Here is a 21,746-nt window from a genome sequence, read left to right on the forward strand (position 1 = left end):
ATTGCGAGCCTAGGCGGCTTCGGCGCCGGCGGGGCGGGCCGCGAGCGGGGGCAGCCCGCACGCATCGGCGAACTCCTCGGAGTGGATGCCGAGGGCCACGTTCATGCGCGCGCTCATGTTCATGAAGGCCACCCGGGCGGCCAGTTCGACCAGCGCGGCCGGACCGAGTTCGGCCAGCAGCGCGTCGGACAGCTCGTCGGTGACGGCGGGCGGCGTCTGGCTCGCGTCCTCGGCATACTCCATCACCCGGCGCTCGAGCGGGGTGAAGTCGGCGGACTCGCGCCAGCGCGGCACCTGCCGGGCCTTCTCCTCGTTCAGCCCGTGGTTGTGCGCCATGAAGTAGTTGAAGTCGAGGCAGAAGCTCAAGCCCACCGTGGCGGCGGCGGCCATGGCCGCGTACGAGGCGAGCTCGGGGTCCAGCTCGCTCCATCCTTCGACCTTGCGGCCGATTCCCATCGAGTCCTTCATCACCGCCCGGTGGTTCCACAGCACGCCGATCGAGTCGGGGACGTGGCCCATCATCCTGCGGGCGGCGAACTTCACCACCGCGCCGTACGGGCCCGACACCTCGGTCGCCGGGATTCGTGTCGTGTCGGTCATCTCTCCTCCTGCGTCATTCGTGATGACGATCGGCGCCGATCTGGACACCGTCATCATGAAGACACCGGCCGGCCGCGTGATGTGACATCCGGTTCCCTGGTCGACGGGCGGATGTCGGGGCCGCTGGCTACCGTGGAGGCCATGGACACCCGCATCACGTTCGTCACCCTCGCCGTCGCCGATATCGTGGCGTCTCGCCGGTTCTACGTCGACGGCCTGGGCTGGACGCCCGCGTTCGAAGCCGAGGGCGAGGTGATCTTCTTCCGCGTCGCCGACACCGTGATGCTCTCGCTCTGGACCCGGTCCGGGTTCGAGGCCGAGATCGGCCCGCTGCCGGCCGCCGGCGGCACGCCGCCGATCACGCTGGCGCACAACATGCCCGATCCGGCCGACGTGGACGCCGTGCTGGCCGAGGTCGCGGCGGCCGGCGGCGAGATCGTCCGGCCGGCACAGCAGCGTGAGTGGGGCGGGTATTCCGGGTACTTCGCCGATCCGGACGGCTTCCGCTGGGAGGTGGCGTACAACCCCGACCCGCTCGGCGTGGAGCTGATGCGGGCGGCCGGGCTGGCGTGAGGACCGGGCGGCCGGTCGCGGACTGGAGTGAGGCGAGGGCCAGGCCGGGCTGGGGTGAGGGCCGGGCGGCCGGTCGCGGGCTGGAGTGAGGCGAGGGCCGACCCGGGTGAGGCGAGTCAGCCCGTCGCGGGTCGGCGCACGGCATCCCAGCGCACGGCGAGCAGGGCTCCGACGATCAGGACCACGGTGCCGGCGATCGCCGCCCACCACACCGCTTCGTCCGGGATGTCGAGTCGGAGTGTGACCGCGACGACCCGCTCCAGGCCCCAGGGCAGCAGCCCGCCGCGGTCGTCCCAGACCGTCAGCGCGCGCTCGATCCCGACTGCGGCGATCACCCAGGCTGGCACCGCCAGGCCCGCACCGACCGCGCACAGCACCGCCCCGACCGCCCGCCGCACGCCCAGCTGGGCGAACATCGACCACCCGGCGGCGATGAACAGCCACAGGAACAGGGCGAACGCGACGGTGATGTATGCGCCGCGCAGACCGGGCAGCTCCCAGAACGCGTACCAGTAGCCGCTGGGCCCGGCATATGACAGCACGATGAGGGTCAGGATGCAAGCGCAGGCATCACGACTCCGCCGACGGCCGCCATCACCGGCCACGGCGACCGGCGTCGCACCACGATCCGCAGAGCGAGCGCGAAGACGATCCACGCCCCGATCACGATGCCCAGGCGCAAGCCAGCCCGTGAAGGAGCTCTGCACGACGCGCGTCGCGATCAGCAAGCGCCACCGGCACGCCGAACAGCAGCCAGCGGTCGAGCGACAGCATCCCGAGCGTGGACTCCCGCGCCCGCCAGGGGCGCGTGGCCGCCAGCCAGGTGGCCCGGGCGGCAGCGGCGCCGGGGCGCCGCACCAGGCTCGTGCGCGCGGCGACCATGCCGATCACCAGCCACGCCACCGCCAGGACGAGCAGGAGGCGTGCGAACCAGGCCAGGACCGGGTCGGCCGAGGTGTCGATCGGGTTCACGGGATGCCCCGGAGCACCGGTGTCGAGGGTGTCGGCCACCAGGACCGCGGCGCCGGCGCCGAGCGCGAGCACCAGGACGGCGAGGGCGGCAGAGAGGGTACCTCGTCTGTCCACCGTCGCCATGGACTGATCCTACCGACGCCCGCGACCTCGGCCCGACCGCGCGAGGCGGCGACCGCTTATCCTGGGGCGAACGGGAAGGATCCGAGATGTCCGCACGAATCGCGGCCGGCGCGGCGGGACTCCTCCTGCTGTGTCTGACCGGCTGCTCGGGAGCCTCGATGAACAACCCCACCGGCCCGACGTCGGGCACGCGTCCGCCGTTCACCAGCATGACGCCTTCGGCATCCGCGCCGTCCGGCACTCCGACCACGGTGCCCGACGCTCGCTGGGACGCACTCGTCGCCGACCTCGGCCGGCGGGGCGTGACGGCGACTCCGACCCTGGTCTCGGCCGAGGCGATGACCTGGCCCAACGGCGCCCTGGGATGCCCGGCGCCGGGGGCGAGCTACACTCAGGCGCTCGTCGACGGGATGCGGGTGGTCGTCACCGCGGGCGGGAAGACGTACGACTACCGGTTCGGGACGTCGGACACCCCGCTGCCGTGCGAGAACGGCCGCCCCGCGGCCCGGCCGTGACGCGAGCCGGCCGTGACGCGAGCCGGCCGTGACGCGAGCCGGGGCGGCCCTTTCGGACCGCCCCGGCGAATCGCTGTCGCGCGATCGCTGCCGCGCCGTCGCTAGCGCGCCGACACGAGCAGCGCCTCGTCGCCGCCCGCGCGGTTGTCGGGAACGACGATCATCGTGCCCAGCGGCTTCTGCTTCGCGACCTGAGCCGGATCGACCGCCACCTCGAATGACACCGACTTGCCGTGCGCCGGGACGGTGCCGAACTGGCCGTTCGAGATCGCCGGGGCGTTCGGGTCGTACGCTGCCCAGGACGAGAACTCGTCACCGATGGCCGAGTCGACCACCGACGCCGACTGCACCGTGTACGAGAACGGCCCGGTGATCCCCAGCACGCTGGTGTACATCGGCAGCAGGATCGTGCTGCTGTCGGTGGGCGCCTGTGCGAGGAAGTACGGGCCCGCCGTGGTGCCTGTCGCGACGTCGTACACGAACACCGTCGACCGGCCGTCGACCGATCCTGCTGTCACCAGCCCGTTGTCCGCCGAGAACACGATCTTGTCGGCATTTCCGTCGTTGTTCGTGTCGATCACCACGTCGTACTCGTTGTTCGCCGCGTTCGACCACCTCTTGTAGGTGTTCACCGCGAACACCATCAGCGTGCCGTCCGCCGTGTCGAACGACTGCACGCCGGCAGCGCGCAAGTCGACGCCGCTGTCATCGAGGCCCCTGGCGAGGTCCGACTTGTCCGACAGGCCCCACGTGTAGAAGTCGGCGGATGCGTCCAGCGCACCGAACCGGTTCTGCAACGTGATCTTCTCGGTGCCGCCCTTCTTCGTGACGTTCTTGGAGAACTTCGACCCGTGGGTCACCCCGACCTTCGCGTCAGCGCGCGGCACCAGCAGGTACGGCACGTGCAGCGTCGACGACTTCGCGGTGAAGACCACGTCGCCGGCGAACTGGTAGAACGAGAACTCGTCCGCGAGCGACGACCCGACGTCGCCGGCGCGGGCGGTCAGCGTGACGGCCACCTTCGCCGACTTGCCCGGGCGCACCGTCACCGTGGAGGGCCACACCGACACCTTCGCCTTCGCCGAGGCGGCCGAGGCCACCGTCGATGCCTTGTAGGTGACGGCCGACCTGCCGTGGTTCGTCAGCGTGATGGTGCGCGCCTTCACGAAACCGAGCGACGAGCTGTCGTAGCCGAAGCTCACCGTCGGCTGCGTCTCGCGACCGCTCGTGGTGCGGAACGTGTCGCCGGCAGCCGTCACCGTGGCGGCGACCGCTTGCGGCGGGGTCGACCAGGCCGACACCGCCGACGGTGTTGTCCTGACCGACGACCTTCAACGGGTCGGCGGTCGTGGTCAGCACCGATGCGACATCGGCGCTCGACCAGGTCGGATGCGCCTGCACGGCGAGGGCGGCGACGCCCGCGACGTGCGGGCTGGCCATCGAGGTGCCCGACATGACGGTCGAGCCGCTGCCGGTGCCGACGGCGACCGAGCGGATGCTGACGCCCGGGGCCGCGACATCCGGTGCGACCGCGCTGTCACCCGAGCGGGGGCCGCCCGAGGTGAAGTCGGCATAGTGCCGGAAGCCGGGGTTGGCGATGGTCCCGCCGCTGATCGAGGCGGTCTGGCCGTCGGCGGCGAGAAGCGCTTGCGCCGTCGGTCTTGCGCACCCCGAGGAACGGGATGGTGAGATCGAACGGCTCCCCGTTGTCGGGGTTCTCGGTGACGGTGCCCTCGTACGGCGGCAGGCCGTCGGAGTCGTTCACCATCACGGCGCCGGCAGCGCCGGCCTGCTGCGCGAAGATCGCCTTCGCGACGCGCGCGCAGGTTCCGCGCTGCGAGACGGCGAGCTGGTTGCCGCCCGAGGTGACGCCGTTCGACGTGTAGGCGGCGACCGAGCAGCCGAGCGCTTCGTTCTCGCTCGTATTCGGGTCGTCCTTCAGGTAGGCGACGGTCATGTCCGCCGTCTGCGAGAGGTCGGCGCCGTTCGCGTTGATGGCGTCGATCGTTCCGCCCGGCAGGGCGATCTTTGCGCCGGGGAAGGATGCCGTGCTGTCGACGGCCGAGACCGAGACGACGCCGCCGCCCACGCTGGGCGAGCCGACGATGTACGGGTTGTGGCCTTCGTTGCCGGCGGAGGCGACGACGACGACCCCGGCCCCGACCGCGTTGGCCGCGGCGACGGCATCCGGGTCACCGGCGCGACCGTAGTCCGAGCCGAGCGACATGTTGATGACGTCCATGCCGTGGTCGACGGCCCAGTCGATGGCCGGGACGACGACGTTGGTGCTGCCGGCGCAAGCCGAACACCCGCACCGAGTAGATGTCAGCCTGCGGGGCGACGCCGGGGCCGACGGCGAAGTCGTTCGACTCCGTGGCGTCGTCGTACGCGCCGGTGTAGGTCGAGCCGTCGGCGAGCACGCCGCTGCCGGCGGCGGTGCCGGCGACGTGGCTGCCGTGACCCTGGCAGTCGAGCGGGTTCGGGTCGGGCTTGGGGACCGAGTTGGCGTCGTTCGCGTCATAGGCGTCGCCGACGAGGTCGGTGCCGCCCTTCACCCGGGGCGCGTTCGGGCCGAACCAGGCGGGGTTGGCGGGCTGGGTCTCGGTGGTGTGCGCCTCCTTGTAGGCGGCAGCGGTGCCCGGGCCGCCGAAGTCGGCGTGGGTGTAGTCGATGCCGGTGTCGATGACGGCGATCTTGATGTTCTTGCCGGTGTAGCCGGTGTTCTGCCACACATCGGGGACGCCGAGGAACGGCACCGAGACGGTGTTGTCGATGGTGTGGGTCGGCGTGGCGTGCACGGCTTCGACGCCGGGCAGCTGCTCGAGGGCGTCGATCTGGTTGGAGCTGATGGTCAACTGGATGCCGTTGTAGGCCGACTGCATCTGCGCTTCGATCTTGCCGCCCTTGGAGCGGATGCTGCCGGTGACGGCATCCTGCTCCTTCTTGAGCTTGCTCTTGATCGATGAGCGCTCGCTCTTGGTGAGGGCGCGGCCCTTGTCCGCCTGCACGACGGCGACGGGGTCGCCGGTCATCTGCACGATGACGCTCACGCGACGTGTCGGGTCGGCACCGACCGGCGTGAAGTCGCCCGTCGTCGTCGACGGTGACGTCTGCGTGAACCGTGCTGCGGGATCGGAATCAGGTGATGTTGCGGCCATCGCGGCTGTTGCCGGGATCGTCAGCGCCAGGGCGCCGGCGATGGCCAGTATCCGTCTGTACACAGATCTGCCTTCTCTTCGTTGAGCGGCGCCCAGAACCGGCTCCGTTGTGCAGAGCTGGAAGGCACCAGAGTGAACGCTATGAGCAACCTGAACACCGGTCAATGGGCGACGCCGCAGATGAGAGCCATCTCACCTGGAGGGCGCTGAGGATGTCACGTCCGGACACGCGTCGTCATCCGCCGTCACCGCGGTTCATGCGCCGTCACTCAACGTGTGGGTGTCGCCGGTCGCGCCTAGCCTGGGGTCATCGCGACGATCCGGTTGGTTCCGGGCGCCGGTTCATACCCGGTCGCGCAACGGGTTCGACTCCCGCCGTCGCGTCGACATCGGGGTTGACCATCACCAACCCGATCAGTCGCCGCGCAGGTACTTCGGCGCTTGGATGCGCCAGGCCTCCGTGACGAGCTCGACGAGATGGTCGGGGTCGATGCGGGGCATGCGGAACGCCACCTTCGGCTCGCCCCAGGGGGTCGTCGTGCGCAGGAAGACCTCCGGCGCCATCTCGACCAGTGCCAGCGCATCGAGGCGATCGCCGACCTTGACTCCCACCACGAGTTCGGCTTGCGATGATCTCGCGCACGTCCTGAGGGATGCTCGGCCATGGACGGCACTCCCACGCATAGAGCTTCCGCCGCACGAACCAGGCAGCGCCGCCCGTCATCGCCCTCTCTTCGGTTCCGGGCAGGGCGGATGCCGTGCGCCGCAGATCGTCAAGGGTGGCCACGGTGCGAGCGTACGGCGCATCTGAGACACTGCGTCGGGGCGCCATGCCGGTGCGCGACCATACCGTCGCATTCGGAACCGGACGTGGAAGCATGCTCGAGGCCGACCCGGCGCACCCGCGGCACCTGCTCACCGAGTCGGGCATGGGCTACCGCCTGGTCCTCGACGAATCGGCCTAATCCGGGGGTCGGCGCAAGCCGTTCGACGTCGGTGCGCCGCTTCTTCGCCGCCAGCCGCCGCTCGTGCGCACCGCGACCCGGTCTGGTCGGCCGGCGCGACGGCGCGGGCGGACGCAGGGCCTCGCCCACCACCGCAGCGAGCCGGGCGCGTGCGGCATCCCGGTTCCGGCTGCGCCCGATGCTCGGATGCCGTGATCGTCAGCACGCCGTCCACGAGCCGCCCGCTCAGGCGGTCGAGCAGTCGCTCGCGCTGGACCGGCGAGAGCACGGCCGAGCCGGCGGCATCCCACACCAGCTCCACGCGCGAGTCGGCCGTGTTCACCCCCTGCCCGCCCGGACCAGACGAACGCGAGAAGCGCCACGACAGCTCCGACTCGGGGATCGTGAGCCCCGCCGTCACCCGCAGACCGGGGCGATGGGCGGCAGGCATGCCTCCATCATCCCCCGACGTCCCACCTGCCTGGGACCGCGTATCAGCGCGCGCACCCGCGGGCTCCTGTGGTGGGAAGGCAATCCTTCATTCGCGATCCAAGGAGTACGACATGAACCGTCGGGCGTCTCGTCTCACCGCCATCTTCTCAGCAGTGGTCATGGTCGCCACCGGCGTCTTCGTCACCACGTTGCCGGCATCAGCGCGACCGAACTGTGCGGTGTCCGACCCGCCACCGATCTGCAGCGGCGTGATCGACCCCGTCGTGAGGCTTCCTGACCTCGTCGCGAGTGTCAGCGGACCGACGTCGGCGACGGGCGGAAGCACGGCCGTCTATACCGCGAGGGTGACCAATTCGTCCTCCCTGAATGGCGCGACGGCCCGGGGCGTGTCGCTCCGGATCACCGCAAGCGGAGCGACGATCGCGGCCGTGTCTTCAGCGGGCTGGACGTGCAGGCACCGCAGGCGCGGTCGCCACCTGCTCGGGCGGCATGCTGACGAACGCCGCAAGCGCTTCTCTCCCCGTGACGGTGCACTTCCCCGTTGCGACAGCCTCCGTCTCCATCACGGTCTCGGCCGATCCGGCCGGCGCCATCACCGAGAGGTCCGAGACGAACAACACCGCGCTGGTCAGAACGTCGGTCACGGCTCCCGCCCTACCCGACCTGCAGACGACGATATCCGGTCCCGCGTCGGTGCGGGGGCTCTATGCCGCAGGCGCGTGGACCATCACTGTCACGAACGCCGGCAGCGCAGTCGCGACCCCGGTCAATGTGAGCTGGCTGACCAATTGGCGCGGGGACGTGAACGCGAACGCCGTGATCCGCGGCGCGATCGGCTTCACCTGCATCGTGCCGCCGGAATACATGCAGCAGACGGTGTACTGCTACGGCGACGGCGCCCTGCAACCCGGTGCGAGCGCCACGATTGTGATCACAGCCGTGCCGCCGGCACCCGGGGATGTGTATGGGACCGCCGGTGCCTCCACGGTGACAGCGACCGCCGACTATGGCCTACAAGTGAGCGAATCGAACGAGTCGAACAACGCGGCGTCGGTGGTATCGACCATCCTGCCCTGATTCGAGGTGAGGATGCCGAGGCCGAACGCCTCGCCGATGCCTTCCAGGAGTTCGCGGCACGAGCACGCGGCCGCCGCGACGAGCACGACGGTCGCGAGGAGCGTGCTCGGCACCGCCCAGCCCGGTCGCCGCCGGCACTCCTCCGGGGCGTCGCGCGGCACGGCCGGGCCGCGCACCGTGCGCGAGATCGGGAGAATGCACGCTCGAGCGGCGCAAAGTGGAGCATTCTCCCGATCTCGCGGATCGGCGGCGCGGGTGTGGGGATTCACTCCTCACGGAAGACGCGGATGCCGAGGTCGGGGTGATCGACGAACACCCCGTCGAGGCCGGTGTCGCGCAGCATCCCCCACTCCGCGGCGTAGTCGCCGAAGGAGGCCTTCCCGCCCGTGCCCCGGAACGCGCGGGACAGGAACGTGTTCTCGGGCCGGCACGTCCAGGCGAACACGCTGAGCCCCCGCGCGTGCGCGTCGGCGACGAGCGCACTGGGGGTCGAGACCCGGCCGAGTCGGTCGGGTGCGAGGATCATCTTCTTGGCGACGCTGATGCCGTCGACCTCGCCCGCGAGCCCGTCCAGCCCGGCCGGCGTCGCCAGGTGCGCGTAGGTCGGTGCGGCGGAGCCGCGCGCGGCGACCAGGTCGAACGGCCGGCCCGAGGCCTCGAGCAGGAACACCAGACGCGCGGCGATGCCGTGCTCGCGCACCTGCCCGAGCACGGTCTGCTCGAACGACTCGATGATCAGCGGGCGGCTGCCGTCCGCCCAGCCGGCGGCGTGCAGCTCGTCGGCGACCAGGGCCGCGACATCCCAGCCCAGAGCGGCGAAATACGTGGCGTGCTTGATCTCCAGCACGATCCCGGCGTCGCGGGAGCTGGTGCGAGCGTCGCGGCCGACGGCGTCGCGGGTGCCGGGGCCGCGGCCGCCAGCGTCGCGGGAGCCGGAGCCGCGGGTGCCGCACCCGGCGACGAGGTCGAGGACGTCGCGCAGGCGCAGCACGGGCTCGCGCCCGTCGAAGGCCGCGCTGTCCGGTCGCAGCCGGGCAGCCGCTCGCGGGCGCGCAGGGTGGACAGCTCGTCCCAGGTGAAATCCTCGGTGAACCAGCCCTCGACCCGCTGCCCGTCGACCGTCTTGGTCGTGCGCCGGGCCGCGAACTCGGGCCGGTCGGCGACATCCGTCGTGCCCGAGATCTCGTTCTCATGCCGGACGACCAGCACACCGTCGGCGCTGACCACGACGTCGGGCTCGACGGCATCCACCCCCTCCGCGAGGGCGAGCGCGTAGGACGCGCGGGTGTGCTCGGGGCGATATCCGGGCGCGCCCCGGTGTCCGATCACGAGCGGAGCAGATCCCGGCACTCCTTCAGCGTAATCGCGGGGTGTTCACCCGGCGGGAGCGCGGCCTCTCAAAGGGGAATCACAGGCCGAGGGGGCGCGCGGTGCGGGGGTGCCGACTATCGTGGAAGCACAGCAACGTGCTGTGACCCTGACACAGACTTCTGGAGAGTGCGAGCATGCCTTCGGCAAACCCCGCCTTCAACAACCCCGCGTTCCAGGACAAGAGCGCTGTCAAGAGCTATCCGGGCGGCCCGCAGGCCGCGAACATCGGCGGCCAGACGCAGAGCGCCGCGTTCACGCAGGCAGGCGCAGACCGCCGCGGTCAACGCGCAAGCTGGAGGGCCAGTTCGCCGGCCCGTCGGCGAGCGCCATCGAGACCGACCGGATGAGCGTCGAGGACACCGTCCTGAAGACCCTCGCCCTGTTCGCCGTCCTGGTCGTCGGCGCCGTCGCCGGCTGGATCTGGTCGGCATCGACGGTCACCGCGACCTCCGGCCCGACGATGGTGCCGTGGATCGTCGGCATGGCCGGCGGGTTCATCCTCGCGATGATCGTCTCGTTCTCCAAGACCGTCCGTCCCGCGCTGATCTTCGCCTACGCGGCCTTCGAGGGCCTGTTCGTCGGGGCGATCTCGATGTTCTTCGAGTTCATCTGGCCCGGGATCGTGCTGCAGGCGACCCTGGCGACCTTGGCGGTCGTGGGCGTGACGCTGGCGCTGTTCGCGAGCGGCAAGATCCGGGCGTCCAAGCGGGCGACCAAGATCTGGATGATCGCGATGCTCGGCTACCTCGCCTTCTCGGTGATCAACGTCATCATGATGATGTTCGGCGCGTTCCCGGCCGGCTCTGCGGGCGCTTTCGGCATGCTCAGCAGCATGAAGATCGCCGGCATCCCGCTCGGCCTGATCATCGGCGTGTTCGTGGTCATCATGGCGGCGTACTCGCTCGTGCAGGACTTCGACTTCATCCAGCAGGGCGTGCGCAACCGCGCTCCCCGCAAGTACGGCTGGCTCGGCGGCTTCGGCATCATGGTCACCGTCGTCTGGCTCTACATCGAGATCCTGCGGATCATCGCCATCGCGCGCAGCAACTGACCCTGCTCGTTGTGAAGGGGACCGCCCACCCGGCGGTCCCCTTCGTCGTCCCCGGATGCCGCGTCCGCCCGCCCTGCCGGCCGCCACGACGCCGAAGCCGGGGATCTCTCGTGACACCGGGGACATACCGCTCGGTTTCACGGAGGATCCCCGGTCTCGGGAGTCAGGCGGCGCCGCTCAGCGCGACTCGGCCGAGGAGCGTGCCGGCACGCCGAGGTGGCGGGCGAAGAACCGGGTATCGATCCGCTCCATCGGCACGCGGAAATGCGAGCCCGGAAAGGCGTGCAGCGTCTTGTCCTCCGACCCGAACGCGTCGAACAGCGCCAGACCCGGGCCGCGGTCGATCTCGGGGTCGTCCCACGGCAGAAGGAACTCGATCGGGATCGTCACCCGTCGCGCCGCCTCGATGAGCGCGTCGTACACGAACACTCCCCCGAAGATCGCCGCTCGGATGCGCGGCTCGGCGACGACGAGCGGGATGCCGATCGCGGTCGCCGTCGTCATGCCGGAATACCCGACCGGCGCCGCGCCGCCGATCTCGGGGAGCGTCTGCAGGGCGTCGATCGTCTGCTGCCACTCCGGCACCGCGCGCTCGGCGAGCGAGGCGTTGAAGGGGCCGATGATCGGGTCGAACGACTCGCCGTTCTCACGCGCGTCGCAGCGCATCGACCCACTGCTGATCCGCACGCGACCGGGGACGATCGCCGTGACCGGGAGAGTCGATCGCCGCGACGTGGAACCCGTCGCGCACGACGGCGCTCCGTGCGCGAGCGACGAGGCCGGGGTGCCGCTTGTGCAGGCCGCCGCTGTGACCCATGAGCAGAAGCGGCGCTCCGGCCACGGGTCGTTCCGGCGACCACAGGACGCCGGGAACGTCTCCGACGGTGAAACTGCGGTCGACCACGCCATCCGACGAGGTCTCCGCGATGAAATTCAGGTGCATGATGGTGCCTTCCGAGAGGATGTCTCGGGGCACTCCTCCGCGACGTCTAGATCGTCGCCTCGTCGCGCAGGCGAGGAAGAGCGCCCCTCTGGGCTGAACTGTTCACGGGGACTCACTCACCTCCTCGATCGATCACGACCGTCGTCACAGTAGCGGTCGCACCGTCATCCCACAAGCGCCGTCCCGCGGGCACTGTCGCCCGCCCGCCCGCGCCGTCCCCCGCGAGCACTCAGGCCTCCCGCGTTCGCCCGCGCACGACGCCGAGACCGGGGATCTCCCGCGAAACCGAGGACGCGCCACTGGGTTTCGCGGAGAATCCCCGGTCTCGGCGATGACACGCGGAGGATCCCCGGTCTCGGCGAGGACACGCGCCGAATCCCGGGCTCCCGCCCGCCGTCCCCCGCGAGCACTCGGACCCCCGCGCCCGCCCCGGTCTCGGGTCCGCTGTCAGCGGAACGGCCGGACGCCGACGCACCCGTGGCCGTATCGTGAGCGCATGGCAGAGATCGTCCCGCTGCACCCCGCGCCCGCACACCACCGCCCGCGGGAGCGCCAGCTCGACCCGCTGTGGCGCGAGGCCGTGGGCGATGTCCTGCGCCGCACCCGGCAGGAGCGCGGCGAGCGCCTCGCCGACACCGCCGGCCGCTCGGGCGTCTCGATGCAGTACCTGTCCGAGATCGAGCGCGGGCTGAAGGAGCCCTCCAGCGAGATGCTGGCCGCGGTCGCCGGAGCGCTGGATCTCACTCTGCTCGACCTGGCCTCCGCGGTCGCCGAGGGGCTGCGCCCGGTCTCTTCCGGCGCGGTGGTGAACGCTGCGTAGGGCTGGCTGCGGCATCCCTCGGCCGCTAACGTGGCGGACATGAGCGCCCGACAGGCGAAGGGCTCCGGCGACGCGCACCTGCAGATCGACGGCCACGACGTGCGCGTCTCGCACCCCGACAAGGTCGTCTTCCCCGAGCCGGGGCTGACCAAGCTCGACCTGGTGCAGTACTACCTCTCGGTGGCGGAGGGCGCGCTGCGGGGCGCCGGAGACCGCCCGCTCGTGCTCAAGCGCTTCGTGAAGGGCATCGACGCCGAGCCGTTCTTCCAGAAGCGCGTGCCCGAGAATCACCCCGACTACATCGACACCGCGACGCTGCACTATGCGTCGGGGACCTCCGCCGAAGAGGCCGTGATCCGGGATGCCGCGGGCCTGGCCTGGCTGGCGAACCTGGGCTGCCTCGACCTCAACCCGCACGCGGTGCGCGCCGGCGACCTCGAGCATCCTGACGAGCTTGCGCGTCGACCTCGACCCGATGCCCGGCGTGGAGTGGGGCCAGATCGTGGATGTGGCCCTCATCGCGCGCGAGGCGCTGGCCGACCACGGCCTGGTGGGCTGGCCGAAGACCAGCGGATCGCGCGGCATCCACATCCTGGTGCGGATCCGGCCGGAGTGGGACTTCCGCGCCGTGCGGCTGGCCGCCGAGACGTTCGCCCGCGACGTGGAATCGCGCGCGCCCGGGCTCGCGACCGCGCGGTGGTGGAAGGAGGAGCGCGGCGAGAGCGTGTTCGTCGACTTCAACCAGAACGCGAAGGACCGGACCGTGGCATCCGCGTACTCGGTGCGCCCGCTGCCGGATGCACGGGTCTCGACGCCGCTGGCGTGGGACGAGGTGCGGGCCCGGCGCCCCGAGGAGTTCACGGTCCGCACCGTGCCGCAGCGCTTCGCCGACCAGGGCGACCCGCATGCCGGGATCGACGACGCCCCGGGCTCGCTGGAGTCGCTTGCGGCTCGCGGACGAGCTCGGACCGGCCGAGCGGGCACCGCGCGGGAAGAACGAGTCCGGGCGCCGCGCCTCGACCATGCCGCTGATCGAGATCGCCCGGACCAAGACCAAGCACGAGGCCGAGGACGCGCTGGAACAGTGGAAGACCGAGCATCCGGCGGTGGCGGGATGCCTGCATCCCGCCGACGTGCTCGTCGACGGGATGCGCGGCTCGAGCTCGCAGTGGTACCGCGTCCGCATCAACCTGCAGCACGTTCCCGAGGCAGAGCGCCCCGAGCAGGGGCCGCTGCTGGCCGACTACGACCCGTGGGCCGGCCGCTGACCGCGCCCGCTCGTCCCACAGCACCCACCCCAATACACCCACCCCACCCGCCCCACACGCCCGGGAGGCACCCCCATGGAGCTCGGACCCCACCTTCGCCGGATCGGCAACGACATCGTCGCCGCCTATCTGATCGTCACCGACGACGGCATCACCGTCATCGACGCCGGCCTGGCCGGGCACTGGCGCGACCTGCAGGACGAGCTTGCGCGACATGGGCCGTTCGCTCGCCGACATCCGGGGGCTGATCGCCACGCACGGCGACTCCGATCATCTGGGGTTCGCCGAGCGGCTGCGGCGCGAGGCCGGCGTCCCGGTCTACGTGCACGCCGCCGACGCCGATCGCGCCCGCGGCGGCGACAAGCCCAAGACCGCCTGGGGCGCGATGCGGTTCGGCGCGGTCCTCGGCTTTCTGGGCTACAGCATCCGCAAGGGCGGCATGCGCACGACCTGGCTCACCGACCTGGTCGAGGTGCACGACGGCGACACCCTCGACCTGCCCGGAGCGCCGCAGCTGATCGGCATGCCCGGGCACTCCCCGGCAGCATCGCCGTGTACTCGCCCGTGGCGCGGGCGGTCTTCGTCGGCGACGCCCTCACCACCCGCAACGTGCTCACCGGCCGGGCCGGCGCCGCCCCGGCTCCGTTCACCGACGACCCGGCGCAGGCGCTCGCGTCGCTCGACCGGATCGCGGGGCTGGACGCGGAGTGGGTGCTCCCCGGTCACGGCACACCGTGGCACGGCTCGCCGCAGGCCGCCGTCGACGCCGTGCGCGCGGCGGCCGGCTGAGCCGCCGCGCCCCGTCCACGGGCCCCACGGGCCCGGGAACGGGCTCATCGAGCCGAGGCGAGCACCCGATCCGCGAGGCCGTAGGCCACAGCATCCGCCGCCGTGAAGAACCGGTCGCGGTCGGTGTCGGCGCGCAGGCGCGCGGCGTCCTGGCCGGTGTGCGCGGCGAGGATCTGCTCGACGTCGCCGCGCACGCGCACCAGCTCGTCGGCCTGCACGATCAGGTCGGGGATCGCCCCGGTGCCCTGCCCGGCCGGCTGGTGCAGCACGACCCGCGCATGCGGCAGCACGGCGCGCTTGCCGGCCGTGCCGGCCGCGAGCATGACCGCGCCGACGCCGACCGCCTGCCCGATGCACGTCGTCGCCACGTCCGGCCGGATGTGCTGCATGGTGTCGTACACCGCCAGCATCGCCGACGGATCGCCGCCTTCGCTGTTGATGTAGAGCTGGATGTCGCGCTCGGGGCTCTCGGCGTCCAGATGGAGCAGCTGCGCGATCAGCACATTCGCCACGCCCGCGTCGATCGCGGTGCCGAGGTAGACCACCCGCTCGCTGAGCAGGTGCGAATAGACATCCATGATCCGGTCGCCGCGCGGGTTCTGCGCGATCACGTTCGGGATGGTGTACCCGCTCATGCCGCCGCTCCCTCGGTGCTGATGCCCACCGGTCGGCGACGGCGGGGGACCACATCGCCGAATTCGCGCACGATGCCGTCGATGAAGCCGTACACCTGGGCCTGCTCCGCCGTGTACCAGCGGTCGTGCAGCGAATCCTCGAACACGCGCTCCGGGCTCTGCCCGGTGTCGGCGGCGATCAGTCCGAGCACGGTGTCGCGCAAGCTGTCGCAGATCGTCGGCCTGCGCCTCGACCTCGACGGCCGACCCGCCGATGCCGGACGAGCCCTGGTGCATCAGCACCCGCGCGTGCGGCAGCGCCCGCCGCTTGCCGGGGGTGCCGGCCGAGAGCAGGAACTGACCGGCACTGGCGGCCATCCCGAGCACCAGGGTGGCGACGTCGTTCGGGATCAGCCGCATGACGTCGCGGATCGCCAGCATCGCCGGCACCGACCCGCCCGGCGAGTGGATCCACAGGGCGATGTCGGATGCGGCATCCTCGGCCGCCAGCGCGAGCAGCTGGGTCGCCAGCAGGGTGCCGTTGTCGTCGTCGAGCGGCCCGTCCAGGACCAGCACCCGCTGCTGGTACAGCTCACGGCGGGCCGTGTCGCCGAAGGCCGGGGGCTTCGTGTCTTGTGTCATGGCTCCAGGTTGGCGTCCGGTGCCGCGGTGCGGGCCGGTATCCGCTGGGTGCGGATCCGCCGGCGGCGGAGCCGGGGCTTGGCGGGCCGCGGCTTGGCGGGCCGGGGCTTGGCGGGCCGGCGGGCCGGGGCGGCAGACTCGGCGGGGCGACGGGCCGGGGCTTGGCGGCGCGGCGGGCCGGGGCGGCAGGCCCGGCGGGCCGGGGCTTGGCGGGCCGGGGCGGCGGGCCGGGGCGGCGGGGCCGCGGGCCGGGGTGGCCGGCCGGCGGCGTCGCAACGGCAGGCCCGATCGACCTCTTCCCCGCTGCCACAGCCAGCGGGGGCACATTCAGCCTGCCATTGCGACGGGTGTGAGGTCAGACGCGGCGCGACGGGGCCGCCAGCACGTCCCGCACGGCGGCGGCCAGGGCATCCATCACGTGCTCCGGGTCGACCCGCCGCGCCGCCTGCACCGCCTCGCGCGACAGCCGCACGCGCAGGTCGGGGTCGTCCAGCACCTGCACCAGCGCGCGGGTCAGGCCGTCCTCGTCGCCGTCGGCCACCAGGATGCCGCCGCCGTCGGCGAGCGCATCCCGCGGGCCGTACCGCACGTCGTACGACACGACCGGGCAGCCGTGCGCGAGCGCCTCGACCACGGCGAGCCCCTGCCCCTCGAACGCCGAGGTGAACACGAGGGCGGATGCCTCGTCCAGCACCCGGCCGGGATCGTCCGTGCTTCCCCGGAGCGCGACGTGCGCGCAGAGGTGGAGCTCGGTGATGAGGCCCTGCAGCGCCGCCCGCTGCGGACCCTCGCCGTAGATGTCCAGGCGCGCCTCGGGCACGACCGCGACGACTCCGGCGAACGCCCGGATCGCCTGGTCGATGCGCTTGCCCGGCGCGAGCCGGTTCAGCATGACGACCCGGCCGGCATCCCGCTCGGCCGGCGGGACGACGGATGCCGCGGCCGCCACCCCGTGAGGCACCACCACGTGCACCCCGTCCAGCCCGAACCGTGCGCGCGCATCGGCGCGCTGCTCGGCGGTCAGCCACAGCACGGCGTCGAACCGCTCGGCAAGGCCGAACCAGCGCGACCAGAGCGCGTTGACCGGAGCATCCGGACGATACGGCGGTTCGAGGTGGATCGTATGGATCGCGTGCACGAGCCGCACGCCCTCGTCATCCCAGCCGGCCAGCAGCTCGCCGAGCTGACGCGACTCGCACAGCACGACGACCGGACGCCCGGCGTCCCCCGCGCGCAACCCCTGCACGAGGTGGTCGAGCCAGGCCCGGTACAGCGCGCCGAACCCGTCCAGGACGCCGGCGATCGACCCGTCGGCGGCGTACACGACGACCGCCGCCGTGCTGACATGCCAGTCCGGATCGCCGGAGATGACCGGCAGCGCGACCGCGGGCCGGCCGCGTGGGTCCTCGATGACGCGGTACTCCAGGGCCGGGTCCGGCTCGCCGGTGTGCGCGGCGTCCCGCAGCCATCGCGCCGCGCCGCCGACGGGGTCGGATGCCTCGTCGAACAGGTTGCGCATGCGCGCCGGCGAGGTGATCAGCGCGCGCTCGTCGAAGACGCGGCGGTGCCGGGCATGCTCGGCGGGGGTACCGGGATCGACCGTCAGCAGGAGCGGACCGTCTCCCCCGTGCACGCCGGCCTCGGCCATCTGCCGCGCCCGGGCGAGCGTGGCCAGCGTGTAGCCGCCGTCCATGTCGGGAATGAGCCGGCTGGACAGGACCAGGTAGTCCGCGTCCGGGAACGTCGCGCTCATCGCGCTACTCCCATTCGATGGTGCCCGGGGGCTTGCTGGTGACATCCAGCACCACCCGGTTGATCTCGCGCACCTCGTTGGTGATCCGGTTGGAGATCTTCGACAGCACGTCGTACGGCAGCCGCGTCCAGTCCGCGGTCATCGCGTCCTCACTCGAGACCGGACGCAGCACGACGGGATGCCCGTAGGTGCGGCCGTCGCCCTGCACCCCGACCGAGCGCACATCGGCCAGCAGTACGACCGGGCACTGCCAGATCTCGCCGTCCAGCCCGGCCTTGCTCAGCTCTTCACGGGCGATCGCGTCGGCGTCGCGCAGGATCTCCAGGCGGTCGCGGGTGACCTCGCCGATGATGCGGATGCCCAGTCCCGGACCGGGGAACGGCTGACGGCCGACGATCCCCTCGGGGATGCCGAGCTCGCGGCCGATCTCGCGCACCTCATCCTTGAACAGCGTGCGCAGCGGCTCGATGAGCTCGAAGTCGAGATCCTCCGGCAGCCCGCCGACGTTGTGGTGGCTCTTGATGTTCGCCGTGCCGGTGCCGCCGCCGGACTCCACGACATCCGGGTACAGCGTGCCCTGGACGAGGAACCGGATCGGAGCGCCGCCCTCGGCCCGCGCCTCCTCGACGAGGTCGCGCTGCACCTTCTCGAACGCGCGGATGAACTCGCGCCCGATGACCTTGCGCTTCTGCTCGGGATCGGTGACGCCTGCCAGCTGCTCGAGGAACGTGTCCGCGGCATCCACGGTGATCAGCCGCACCCCGGTGGAGGCGACGTAGTCCTGCTCCACCTGCTCGCGTTCGCCCTTGCGCAGCAGACCGTGGTCCACGAACACGGCGGTCAGCTGGTCGCCGATCGCCTCGTGCACGAGCGCCGTCGAGACCGCCGAGTCGACGCCGCCGGACAGCGCCGAGATCACCCGGGCGTCGCCGACCTGCGCGCGGATGCGCTCCACCTGCTCGGCGATCACATTGCCGCTGTTCCAGTCGGCGGCCAGGCCCGCGGCCTTGTGCAGGAAGTTCTCCAGCACCTGCTGGCCGTGGGCCGAATGCCGCACCTCGGGATGCCACTGGACCCCGTAGAAGCACTTCTCGTCGTCGCCGAACGCGGCCACCTGGGTGGCGGGCGTGGAGGCCAGCACGGTGAAGCCGGCCGGCGCCTGCGCCACCTGGTCGCCGTGGCTCATCCACACGTTCTGGTCGACGGGCTGACCGCCCAGCAGCACGCCGCCGTCGCCGACGATTCGCGCATCGGTGGCGCCGTACTCGCGCAGTCCGGTGTTGGCGACCTCGCCGCCCAGCGCGCGCGCCATCATCTGGAAGCCGTAGCAGATGCCCAGCGTCGGCACGCCGAGGTCGAACACGTCCGGGTCGAGCTCGGGGCGCCGTCTTCGTACACCGACGACGGTCCGCCGGACAGGATCAGCGCGACCGGGTTCTTCGCCGCGATCTCGGCGGCGGTGGCGGTGTGCGGGACGATCTCGCTGTACACGCCCGCCTCGCGCACGCGTCGCGCGATCAGCTTGCGCGTACTGCGCTCCGAAATCGACGACGAGGACCGGCCGCTGGGAGGTCTCAGTCTGTTCGGTCACCGGGCTCCTTCGGTGGCAGGGGCGCCGGCATCGGATGCTGCGGCTTCACGCTCGGACAGGTAGTGCTTCACGTCGCGGGCGACGATCCCCTCCATGATGAACGACAGGAAGGGGACCACGCCACCGGCGGCCAGCATGATGAACCGCCAGAACTGCCAGCGCATCAGACTCCACACCCGGAAGCAGCTGAACAGGTAGACGACGTAGAACCAGCCGTGGATCACGAGGATCGTCATGTTCAGGTTGAGGCCGTCGCCGGTGGACTGGCCATCGTAGCTTACCGGGGACAGGTACAGGAACCCGCCGGTGCCGCCCAGGAACAGCTCCTGGCCGAAGCCGTATTTCATCACCATCTCGGCGACCAGCAGAGCAGGAACGTGCCGGTGATGACAGAGCAGATCTGGTAGAGCTTCAGGGCGCCACGAATGGCAGGGAAGGACGCCAGTTTCGGGGCGAGGGGCATGCCCCCATCCTATCCGGGCGAGTTCTCCTCCAGCTCTTCCACTTCCTTCTCCCAGGCATCCCGGGCCAGCCGGTACCAGAGGTAGAACGCGAAGCCGGCGAAGACCGCCCATTCGGCGGCGTAGAAGAGGTTCAGCCAGTTCAGCCCGCTCTGCCCCTCCGGGGCGGGCGCTGCGATCGTGACCAGGCCGTCGGGGGCGGCGTCCGAGATCAGGTAGGGACGGTACATGTCCAGCCCGGCGATGTCGTGCCAGCGGCTGAGCAGGGCCGCCGGCGACATGGTGGTCATCGCCAGCGGATCGTCGCGCGGCGGCACCTGCGGACCCTCGTCCGAGACGACCCGCCCGGTGACCGAGGTGGCCTGCCCGGCCTCGGCGTTCAGGGCGGCCGCGGCATCCTGCGCCTGCTGCCGGGTGGGCGCCCAGCCCAGCGCGACCGCGAGCGAGGTGGGGGCTGCGGCATCCACCCGGAACTGCCCGGTGACCCAGAACCCCTCCGCGTCGCCGTTCATCCGGCGCGACACGATGAGGAAGTCGTCGGCCACGAAGTGTCCGTCCGTCGTCGCCTTCTGTCCGACCAGCGGCGCGTTCAGGTACTCCCCGGGCTCGACGACGTCGGTGAGCGGCACGACCCGCTCGGTCTGGCCGCTGTCCACGGGGACGGTGTCCAGCGCCCGGCCCAGCTGCCACTGGCCGAGCCAGGCGAACACGCCCGCCACGATCAGGCACAGGGCGAGCATCGCGAGCCACCGCGGGCGCAAGCAGGACTTCGCGCAAGCGTGGGCGGGAAGACCTCGGGGAGGTCGTCCGTCCCGGGACGGGTCTCGCTCATTCCACCCCGTACGGGGCCACGACGACCTCGACGCGCTGGAACTCCTTCAGGTCGGAGTACCCGGTGGTGGCCATGGACTTGCGCAGCGCGCCGACGAGGTTGGCGGTGCCGTCGGCGACCGGGGCCGGTCCGTACAGCACCTCTTCGAGCGACGCGACCCGACTCACCGGCACGCGGCGTCCGCGCGGCAGCTGGGTGTGGTGCGCCTCGGCGCCCCAGTGGAACCCGCGGCCCGGGGCATCCGTGGCCCGCGCCAGCGCGACGCCGAGCATGACGGCGTCCGCGCCCATCGCGAGGGCCTTCACCAGCTCGCCCGAGGTGCCCACGCCGCCGTCGGCGATCACGTGCACGTACCGGCCGCCCGACTCGTCCATGTAGTCGCGGCGAGCGCCGGCGACGTCGGCGACCGCGGTCGCCATCGGCGCGTGAATGCCGAGGGTGGCCCGGGTGGTGGATGCCGCTCCCCGCCGAACCCGACGAGGACGCCCGCCGCGCCGGTGCGCATGAGGTGCAGCGCCGCGGTGTAGGTGGCGGCCCCGCCGACGATGACCGGCACGTCCAGGTCGTAGATGAACTTCTTCAGGTTCAGCGGCTCGGCCACCGACGAGACGTGCTCGGCCGACACCGTCGTCCCGCGGATGACGAACAGGTCCACGCCCGCGGCCACGACGGTCTCGTAGAGCTCCTGGGTGCGCTGCGGGGTGAGCGAGCCGGCCACGGTGACGCCGGCCTCGCGGATCTGGGCGATCCGGTCGCGGACCAGCGCCGGCTTGATCGGCGCGGAGTAGATCTCCTGCATCCGCCGGGTGGCGTCGCCGTCGGCGAGGGCGGCGATCTCGACGAGCAGCGGCTCGGGGTCGTCGTACCGGGTCCACAGGCCTTCCAGGTCGAGCACGCCGAGCCCGCCGAGCTGACCGAGCATGATCGCCGTCTGGGGGCTGACCACCGAGTCCATCGGCGCGCCGATCACCGGGATGTCGAACTGGTAGGCGTCGATCGACCAGCCCGTGGAGACATCCTCGGGGTTGCGCGTGCGACGCGAGGGCACCACGGCGATGTCATCGAACGTGTACGCCCGGCGGGCGCGCTTGGCGCGACCGAGCTCGATCTCCATGCTCACTCCTCCACCCTACGCGAGGCATCCACCGCCTACGCGAGGCTTCCCCGTCGCCCGGTCGACGGGGAGGGAGGACCGA

At 71.5% G+C, this 21,746-nt stretch carries 20 protein-coding genes, 1 tRNA gene and 9 pseudogenes; 10 read left to right on the forward strand and 20 right to left on the reverse strand.

What is annotated here, in order from left to right; genetic code table 11:
* Positions 1 to 9: 9 nt before the first annotated feature.
* Positions 10 to 600: a carboxymuconolactone decarboxylase family protein gene (locus L2X98_RS04715; protein WP_259612485.1), complete on the reverse strand. Its 591-nt coding sequence runs from the start codon at positions 598 to 600 to the stop codon at positions 10 to 12.
* Between the two features lie 141 nt (positions 601 to 741).
* Between L2X98_RS04715 and L2X98_RS04720 the strand changes: the two genes are divergently transcribed.
* A complete protein-coding gene (locus tag L2X98_RS04720) occupies positions 742 to 1,173 on the forward strand; it encodes a VOC family protein (RefSeq protein WP_259612486.1) in 432 nt (143 codons plus the stop codon).
* A gap of 116 nt (positions 1,174 to 1,289) precedes the next feature.
* Here L2X98_RS04720 and L2X98_RS04725 read toward each other — a convergent pair whose 3' ends face one another.
* Genes L2X98_RS04725 through L2X98_RS04735 form a run of 3 tightly spaced genes read right to left on the reverse strand, consistent with a single transcriptional unit; the run spans position 1,290 to position 2,268 of the window.
* A complete protein-coding gene (locus L2X98_RS04725) occupies positions 1,290 to 1,715 on the reverse strand; it encodes a hypothetical protein (RefSeq protein ID WP_259612487.1) in 426 nt (141 codons plus the stop codon).
* A gap of 8 nt (positions 1,716 to 1,723) precedes the next feature.
* On the reverse strand, positions 1,724 to 1,855 hold the full coding sequence (locus L2X98_RS04730; RefSeq protein WP_259612488.1) for a hypothetical protein: 132 nt from the start codon (positions 1,853 to 1,855) through the stop codon (positions 1,724 to 1,726).
* Complete coding sequence (locus L2X98_RS04735) at positions 1,837 to 2,268, reverse strand: hypothetical protein (RefSeq protein ID WP_259612489.1); 432 nt, start codon at positions 2,266 to 2,268, stop codon at positions 1,837 to 1,839. The genes L2X98_RS04730 and L2X98_RS04735 overlap by 19 nt, the downstream gene beginning before the upstream one ends.
* Before the next feature lie 86 nt (positions 2,269 to 2,354).
* Here L2X98_RS04735 and L2X98_RS04740 point away from each other — a divergent pair, with 86 nt between their 5' ends.
* Positions 2,355 to 2,783, forward strand: coding sequence for a DUF8738 domain-containing protein (locus L2X98_RS04740; RefSeq protein WP_259612490.1), 429 nt, complete (start codon positions 2,355 to 2,357; stop codon positions 2,781 to 2,783).
* A 101-nt stretch (positions 2,784 to 2,884) separates the two neighbouring features.
* Here L2X98_RS04740 and L2X98_RS20080 read toward each other — a convergent pair whose 3' ends face one another.
* The 3 genes and pseudogenes from L2X98_RS20080 to L2X98_RS20090 all read right to left on the reverse strand — a co-directional run bounded on the left by L2X98_RS20080 (position 2,885) and on the right by L2X98_RS20090 (position 5,941).
* On the reverse strand, positions 2,885 to 4,084 hold the full coding sequence (locus tag L2X98_RS20080; protein ID WP_354002926.1) for a DUF8811 domain-containing protein: 1,200 nt from the start codon (positions 4,082 to 4,084) through the stop codon (positions 2,885 to 2,887).
* Positions 4,085 to 4,145: 61 nt separating this feature from the next.
* Positions 4,146 to 4,238: pseudogene (locus L2X98_RS22625) on the reverse strand (S8 family serine peptidase); the annotation flags it as partial.
* 82 nt (positions 4,239 to 4,320) lie between these two features.
* A pseudogene (locus L2X98_RS20090) lies at positions 4,321 to 5,941 on the reverse strand (S8 family serine peptidase).
* Between the two features lie 311 nt (positions 5,942 to 6,252).
* Between L2X98_RS20090 and L2X98_RS04760 the strand changes: the two are divergent.
* Positions 6,253 to 6,325 (forward strand) — tRNA-Met (locus tag L2X98_RS04760).
* 30 nt (positions 6,326 to 6,355) lie between these two features.
* Here the strand turns inward: L2X98_RS04760 and L2X98_RS04765 are convergent.
* The 3 genes and pseudogenes from L2X98_RS04765 to L2X98_RS04775 all read right to left on the reverse strand — a co-directional run bounded on the left by L2X98_RS04765 (position 6,356) and on the right by L2X98_RS04775 (position 7,663).
* Positions 6,356 to 6,556: a hypothetical protein gene (locus L2X98_RS04765; RefSeq protein ID WP_259612491.1), complete on the reverse strand. Its 201-nt coding sequence runs from the start codon at positions 6,554 to 6,556 to the stop codon at positions 6,356 to 6,358.
* A gap of 353 nt (positions 6,557 to 6,909) precedes the next feature.
* A pseudogene (gene arfB / locus L2X98_RS04770) lies at positions 6,910 to 7,336 on the reverse strand (alternative ribosome rescue aminoacyl-tRNA hydrolase ArfB); the annotation flags it as partial.
* Between the two features lie 87 nt (positions 7,337 to 7,423).
* Positions 7,424 to 7,663, reverse strand: coding sequence for a hypothetical protein (locus L2X98_RS04775; RefSeq protein ID WP_259612492.1), 240 nt, complete (start codon positions 7,661 to 7,663; stop codon positions 7,424 to 7,426).
* A gap of 164 nt (positions 7,664 to 7,827) precedes the next feature.
* Between L2X98_RS04775 and L2X98_RS04780 the strand changes: the two genes are divergently transcribed.
* Positions 7,828 to 8,415 (forward strand): CARDB domain-containing protein, encoded by a 588-nt coding sequence (locus tag L2X98_RS04780; protein WP_259612493.1) that lies wholly within the window; start codon positions 7,828 to 7,830, stop codon positions 8,413 to 8,415.
* Positions 8,416 to 8,680: 265 nt separating this feature from the next.
* On the opposite strand, the pseudogene L2X98_RS04785 reads toward L2X98_RS04780, so the two are convergent.
* Positions 8,681 to 9,765: pseudogene (locus L2X98_RS04785) on the reverse strand (glycerophosphodiester phosphodiesterase family protein).
* A gap of 155 nt (positions 9,766 to 9,920) precedes the next feature.
* On the opposite strand from L2X98_RS04785, the gene L2X98_RS04790 reads away from it, so the two are divergent.
* Both L2X98_RS04790 and L2X98_RS04795 read left to right on the forward strand, forming a co-directional pair.
* Positions 9,921 to 10,133, forward strand: coding sequence for a hypothetical protein (locus tag L2X98_RS04790; protein ID WP_259612494.1), 213 nt, complete (start codon positions 9,921 to 9,923; stop codon positions 10,131 to 10,133).
* The gene (locus L2X98_RS04795; RefSeq protein WP_259612495.1) at positions 10,130 to 10,837 is read left to right on the forward strand and encodes a Bax inhibitor-1/YccA family protein; all 708 of its coding nucleotides are present in this window, start codon (positions 10,130 to 10,132) and stop codon (positions 10,835 to 10,837) included. The genes L2X98_RS04790 and L2X98_RS04795 overlap by 4 nt, the downstream gene beginning before the upstream one ends.
* A gap of 177 nt (positions 10,838 to 11,014) precedes the next feature.
* Here L2X98_RS04795 and L2X98_RS04800 read toward each other — a convergent pair whose 3' ends face one another.
* Together L2X98_RS04800 and L2X98_RS04805 are read right to left on the reverse strand one after the other, a co-directional pair.
* A complete protein-coding gene (locus L2X98_RS04800; RefSeq protein ID WP_259612496.1) occupies positions 11,015 to 11,503 on the reverse strand; it encodes an alpha/beta fold hydrolase domain-containing protein in 489 nt (162 codons plus the stop codon).
* Complete coding sequence (locus L2X98_RS04805) at positions 11,484 to 11,780, reverse strand: alpha/beta fold hydrolase (RefSeq protein ID WP_259612497.1); 297 nt, start codon at positions 11,778 to 11,780, stop codon at positions 11,484 to 11,486. Before L2X98_RS04805 ends, L2X98_RS04800 begins: the two co-directional genes overlap by 20 nt.
* A 496-nt stretch (positions 11,781 to 12,276) precedes the next feature.
* On the opposite strand from L2X98_RS04805, the gene L2X98_RS04810 reads away from it, so the two are divergent.
* The 4 genes and pseudogenes from L2X98_RS04810 (at position 12,277) to L2X98_RS04825 (ending at position 14,657) form a co-directional block, all read left to right on the forward strand.
* Positions 12,277 to 12,600: a helix-turn-helix domain-containing protein gene (locus tag L2X98_RS04810; RefSeq protein ID WP_259612498.1), complete on the forward strand. Its 324-nt coding sequence runs from the start codon at positions 12,277 to 12,279 to the stop codon at positions 12,598 to 12,600.
* Positions 12,601 to 12,639: 39 nt separating this feature from the next.
* Positions 12,640 to 13,868: pseudogene (gene ligD / locus L2X98_RS04815) on the forward strand (non-homologous end-joining DNA ligase).
* Positions 13,869 to 14,082: 214 nt separating this feature from the next.
* Positions 14,083 to 14,343 (forward strand): annotated as a pseudogene (locus tag L2X98_RS20095) (MBL fold metallo-hydrolase); the annotation flags it as partial.
* Between the two features lie 71 nt (positions 14,344 to 14,414).
* The gene (locus tag L2X98_RS04825) at positions 14,415 to 14,657 is read left to right on the forward strand and encodes an MBL fold metallo-hydrolase (RefSeq protein ID WP_259613194.1); all 243 of its coding nucleotides are present in this window, start codon (positions 14,415 to 14,417) and stop codon (positions 14,655 to 14,657) included.
* A gap of 44 nt (positions 14,658 to 14,701) precedes the next feature.
* On the opposite strand, the gene L2X98_RS04830 is transcribed toward L2X98_RS04825, so the two are convergent.
* The 7 genes and pseudogenes from L2X98_RS04830 to L2X98_RS04860 form a co-directional block, all read right to left on the reverse strand.
* The gene (locus L2X98_RS04830) at positions 14,702 to 15,292 is read right to left on the reverse strand and encodes a ClpP family protease (RefSeq protein ID WP_259612499.1); all 591 of its coding nucleotides are present in this window, start codon (positions 15,290 to 15,292) and stop codon (positions 14,702 to 14,704) included.
* Positions 15,289 to 15,913 (reverse strand): annotated as a pseudogene (locus tag L2X98_RS04835) (ClpP family protease). Before L2X98_RS04835 ends, L2X98_RS04830 begins: the two are co-directional and overlap by 4 nt.
* Positions 15,914 to 16,268: 355 nt before the next feature.
* Entirely contained in the window at positions 16,269 to 17,666 is a 1,398-nt protein-coding gene (locus L2X98_RS04840) for a glycosyltransferase (protein ID WP_259612500.1), read from the reverse strand.
* Between the two features lie 4 nt (positions 17,667 to 17,670).
* Positions 17,671 to 19,257: a glutamine-hydrolyzing GMP synthase gene (guaA, locus tag L2X98_RS04845; RefSeq protein WP_435526248.1), complete on the reverse strand. Its 1,587-nt coding sequence runs from the start codon at positions 19,255 to 19,257 to the stop codon at positions 17,671 to 17,673.
* Positions 19,254 to 19,720 (reverse strand): annotated as a pseudogene (locus L2X98_RS04850) (DUF3817 domain-containing protein). Before L2X98_RS04850 ends, guaA begins: the two are co-directional and overlap by 4 nt.
* 9 nt (positions 19,721 to 19,729) lie before the next feature.
* Positions 19,730 to 20,479: an SURF1 family protein gene (locus tag L2X98_RS04855; RefSeq protein WP_259612501.1), complete on the reverse strand. Its 750-nt coding sequence runs from the start codon at positions 20,477 to 20,479 to the stop codon at positions 19,730 to 19,732.
* A 67-nt stretch (positions 20,480 to 20,546) separates the two neighbouring features.
* Positions 20,547 to 21,664 (reverse strand): annotated as a pseudogene (locus L2X98_RS04860) (GuaB3 family IMP dehydrogenase-related protein).
* Positions 21,665 to 21,746: the final 82 nt, after the last annotated feature.

Source organism: Microbacterium elymi (genome assembly GCF_021582895.2).
Classification (GTDB): domain Bacteria; phylum Actinomycetota; class Actinomycetes; order Actinomycetales; family Microbacteriaceae; genus Microbacterium; species Microbacterium humicola.

Bases quoted from the DNA above. Each gene is read 5' to 3' on its own strand.
- L2X98_RS04715 (WP_259612485.1), bottom strand. From the start codon at position 600: ATGACCGACACGACACGAATCCCGGCGACCGAGGTGTCGGGCCCGTAC.
- L2X98_RS04720 (WP_259612486.1), top strand. From the start codon at position 742: ATGGACACCCGCATCACGTTCGTCACCCTCGCCGTCGCCGATATCGTG.
- L2X98_RS04735 (WP_259612489.1), bottom strand. From the start codon at position 2,268: ATGGCGACGGTGGACAGACGAGGTACCCTCTCTGCCGCCCTCGCCGTC.
- L2X98_RS04740 (WP_259612490.1), top strand. From the start codon at position 2,355: ATGTCCGCACGAATCGCGGCCGGCGCGGCGGGACTCCTCCTGCTGTGT.
- L2X98_RS04780 (WP_259612493.1), top strand. From the start codon at position 7,828: ATGCTGACGAACGCCGCAAGCGCTTCTCTCCCCGTGACGGTGCACTTC.
- L2X98_RS04790 (WP_259612494.1), top strand. From the start codon at position 9,921: ATGCCTTCGGCAAACCCCGCCTTCAACAACCCCGCGTTCCAGGACAAG.
- L2X98_RS04795 (WP_259612495.1), top strand. From the start codon at position 10,130: ATGAGCGTCGAGGACACCGTCCTGAAGACCCTCGCCCTGTTCGCCGTC.
- L2X98_RS04800 (WP_259612496.1), bottom strand. From the start codon at position 11,503: ATGCGCTGCGACGCGCGTGAGAACGGCGAGTCGTTCGACCCGATCATC.
- L2X98_RS04805 (WP_259612497.1), bottom strand. From the start codon at position 11,780: ATGCACCTGAATTTCATCGCGGAGACCTCGTCGGATGGCGTGGTCGAC.
- L2X98_RS04810 (WP_259612498.1), top strand. From the start codon at position 12,277: ATGGCAGAGATCGTCCCGCTGCACCCCGCGCCCGCACACCACCGCCCG.
- L2X98_RS04830 (WP_259612499.1), bottom strand. From the start codon at position 15,292: ATGAGCGGGTACACCATCCCGAACGTGATCGCGCAGAACCCGCGCGGC.
- L2X98_RS04840 (WP_259612500.1), bottom strand. From the start codon at position 17,666: ATGAGCGCGACGTTCCCGGACGCGGACTACCTGGTCCTGTCCAGCCGG.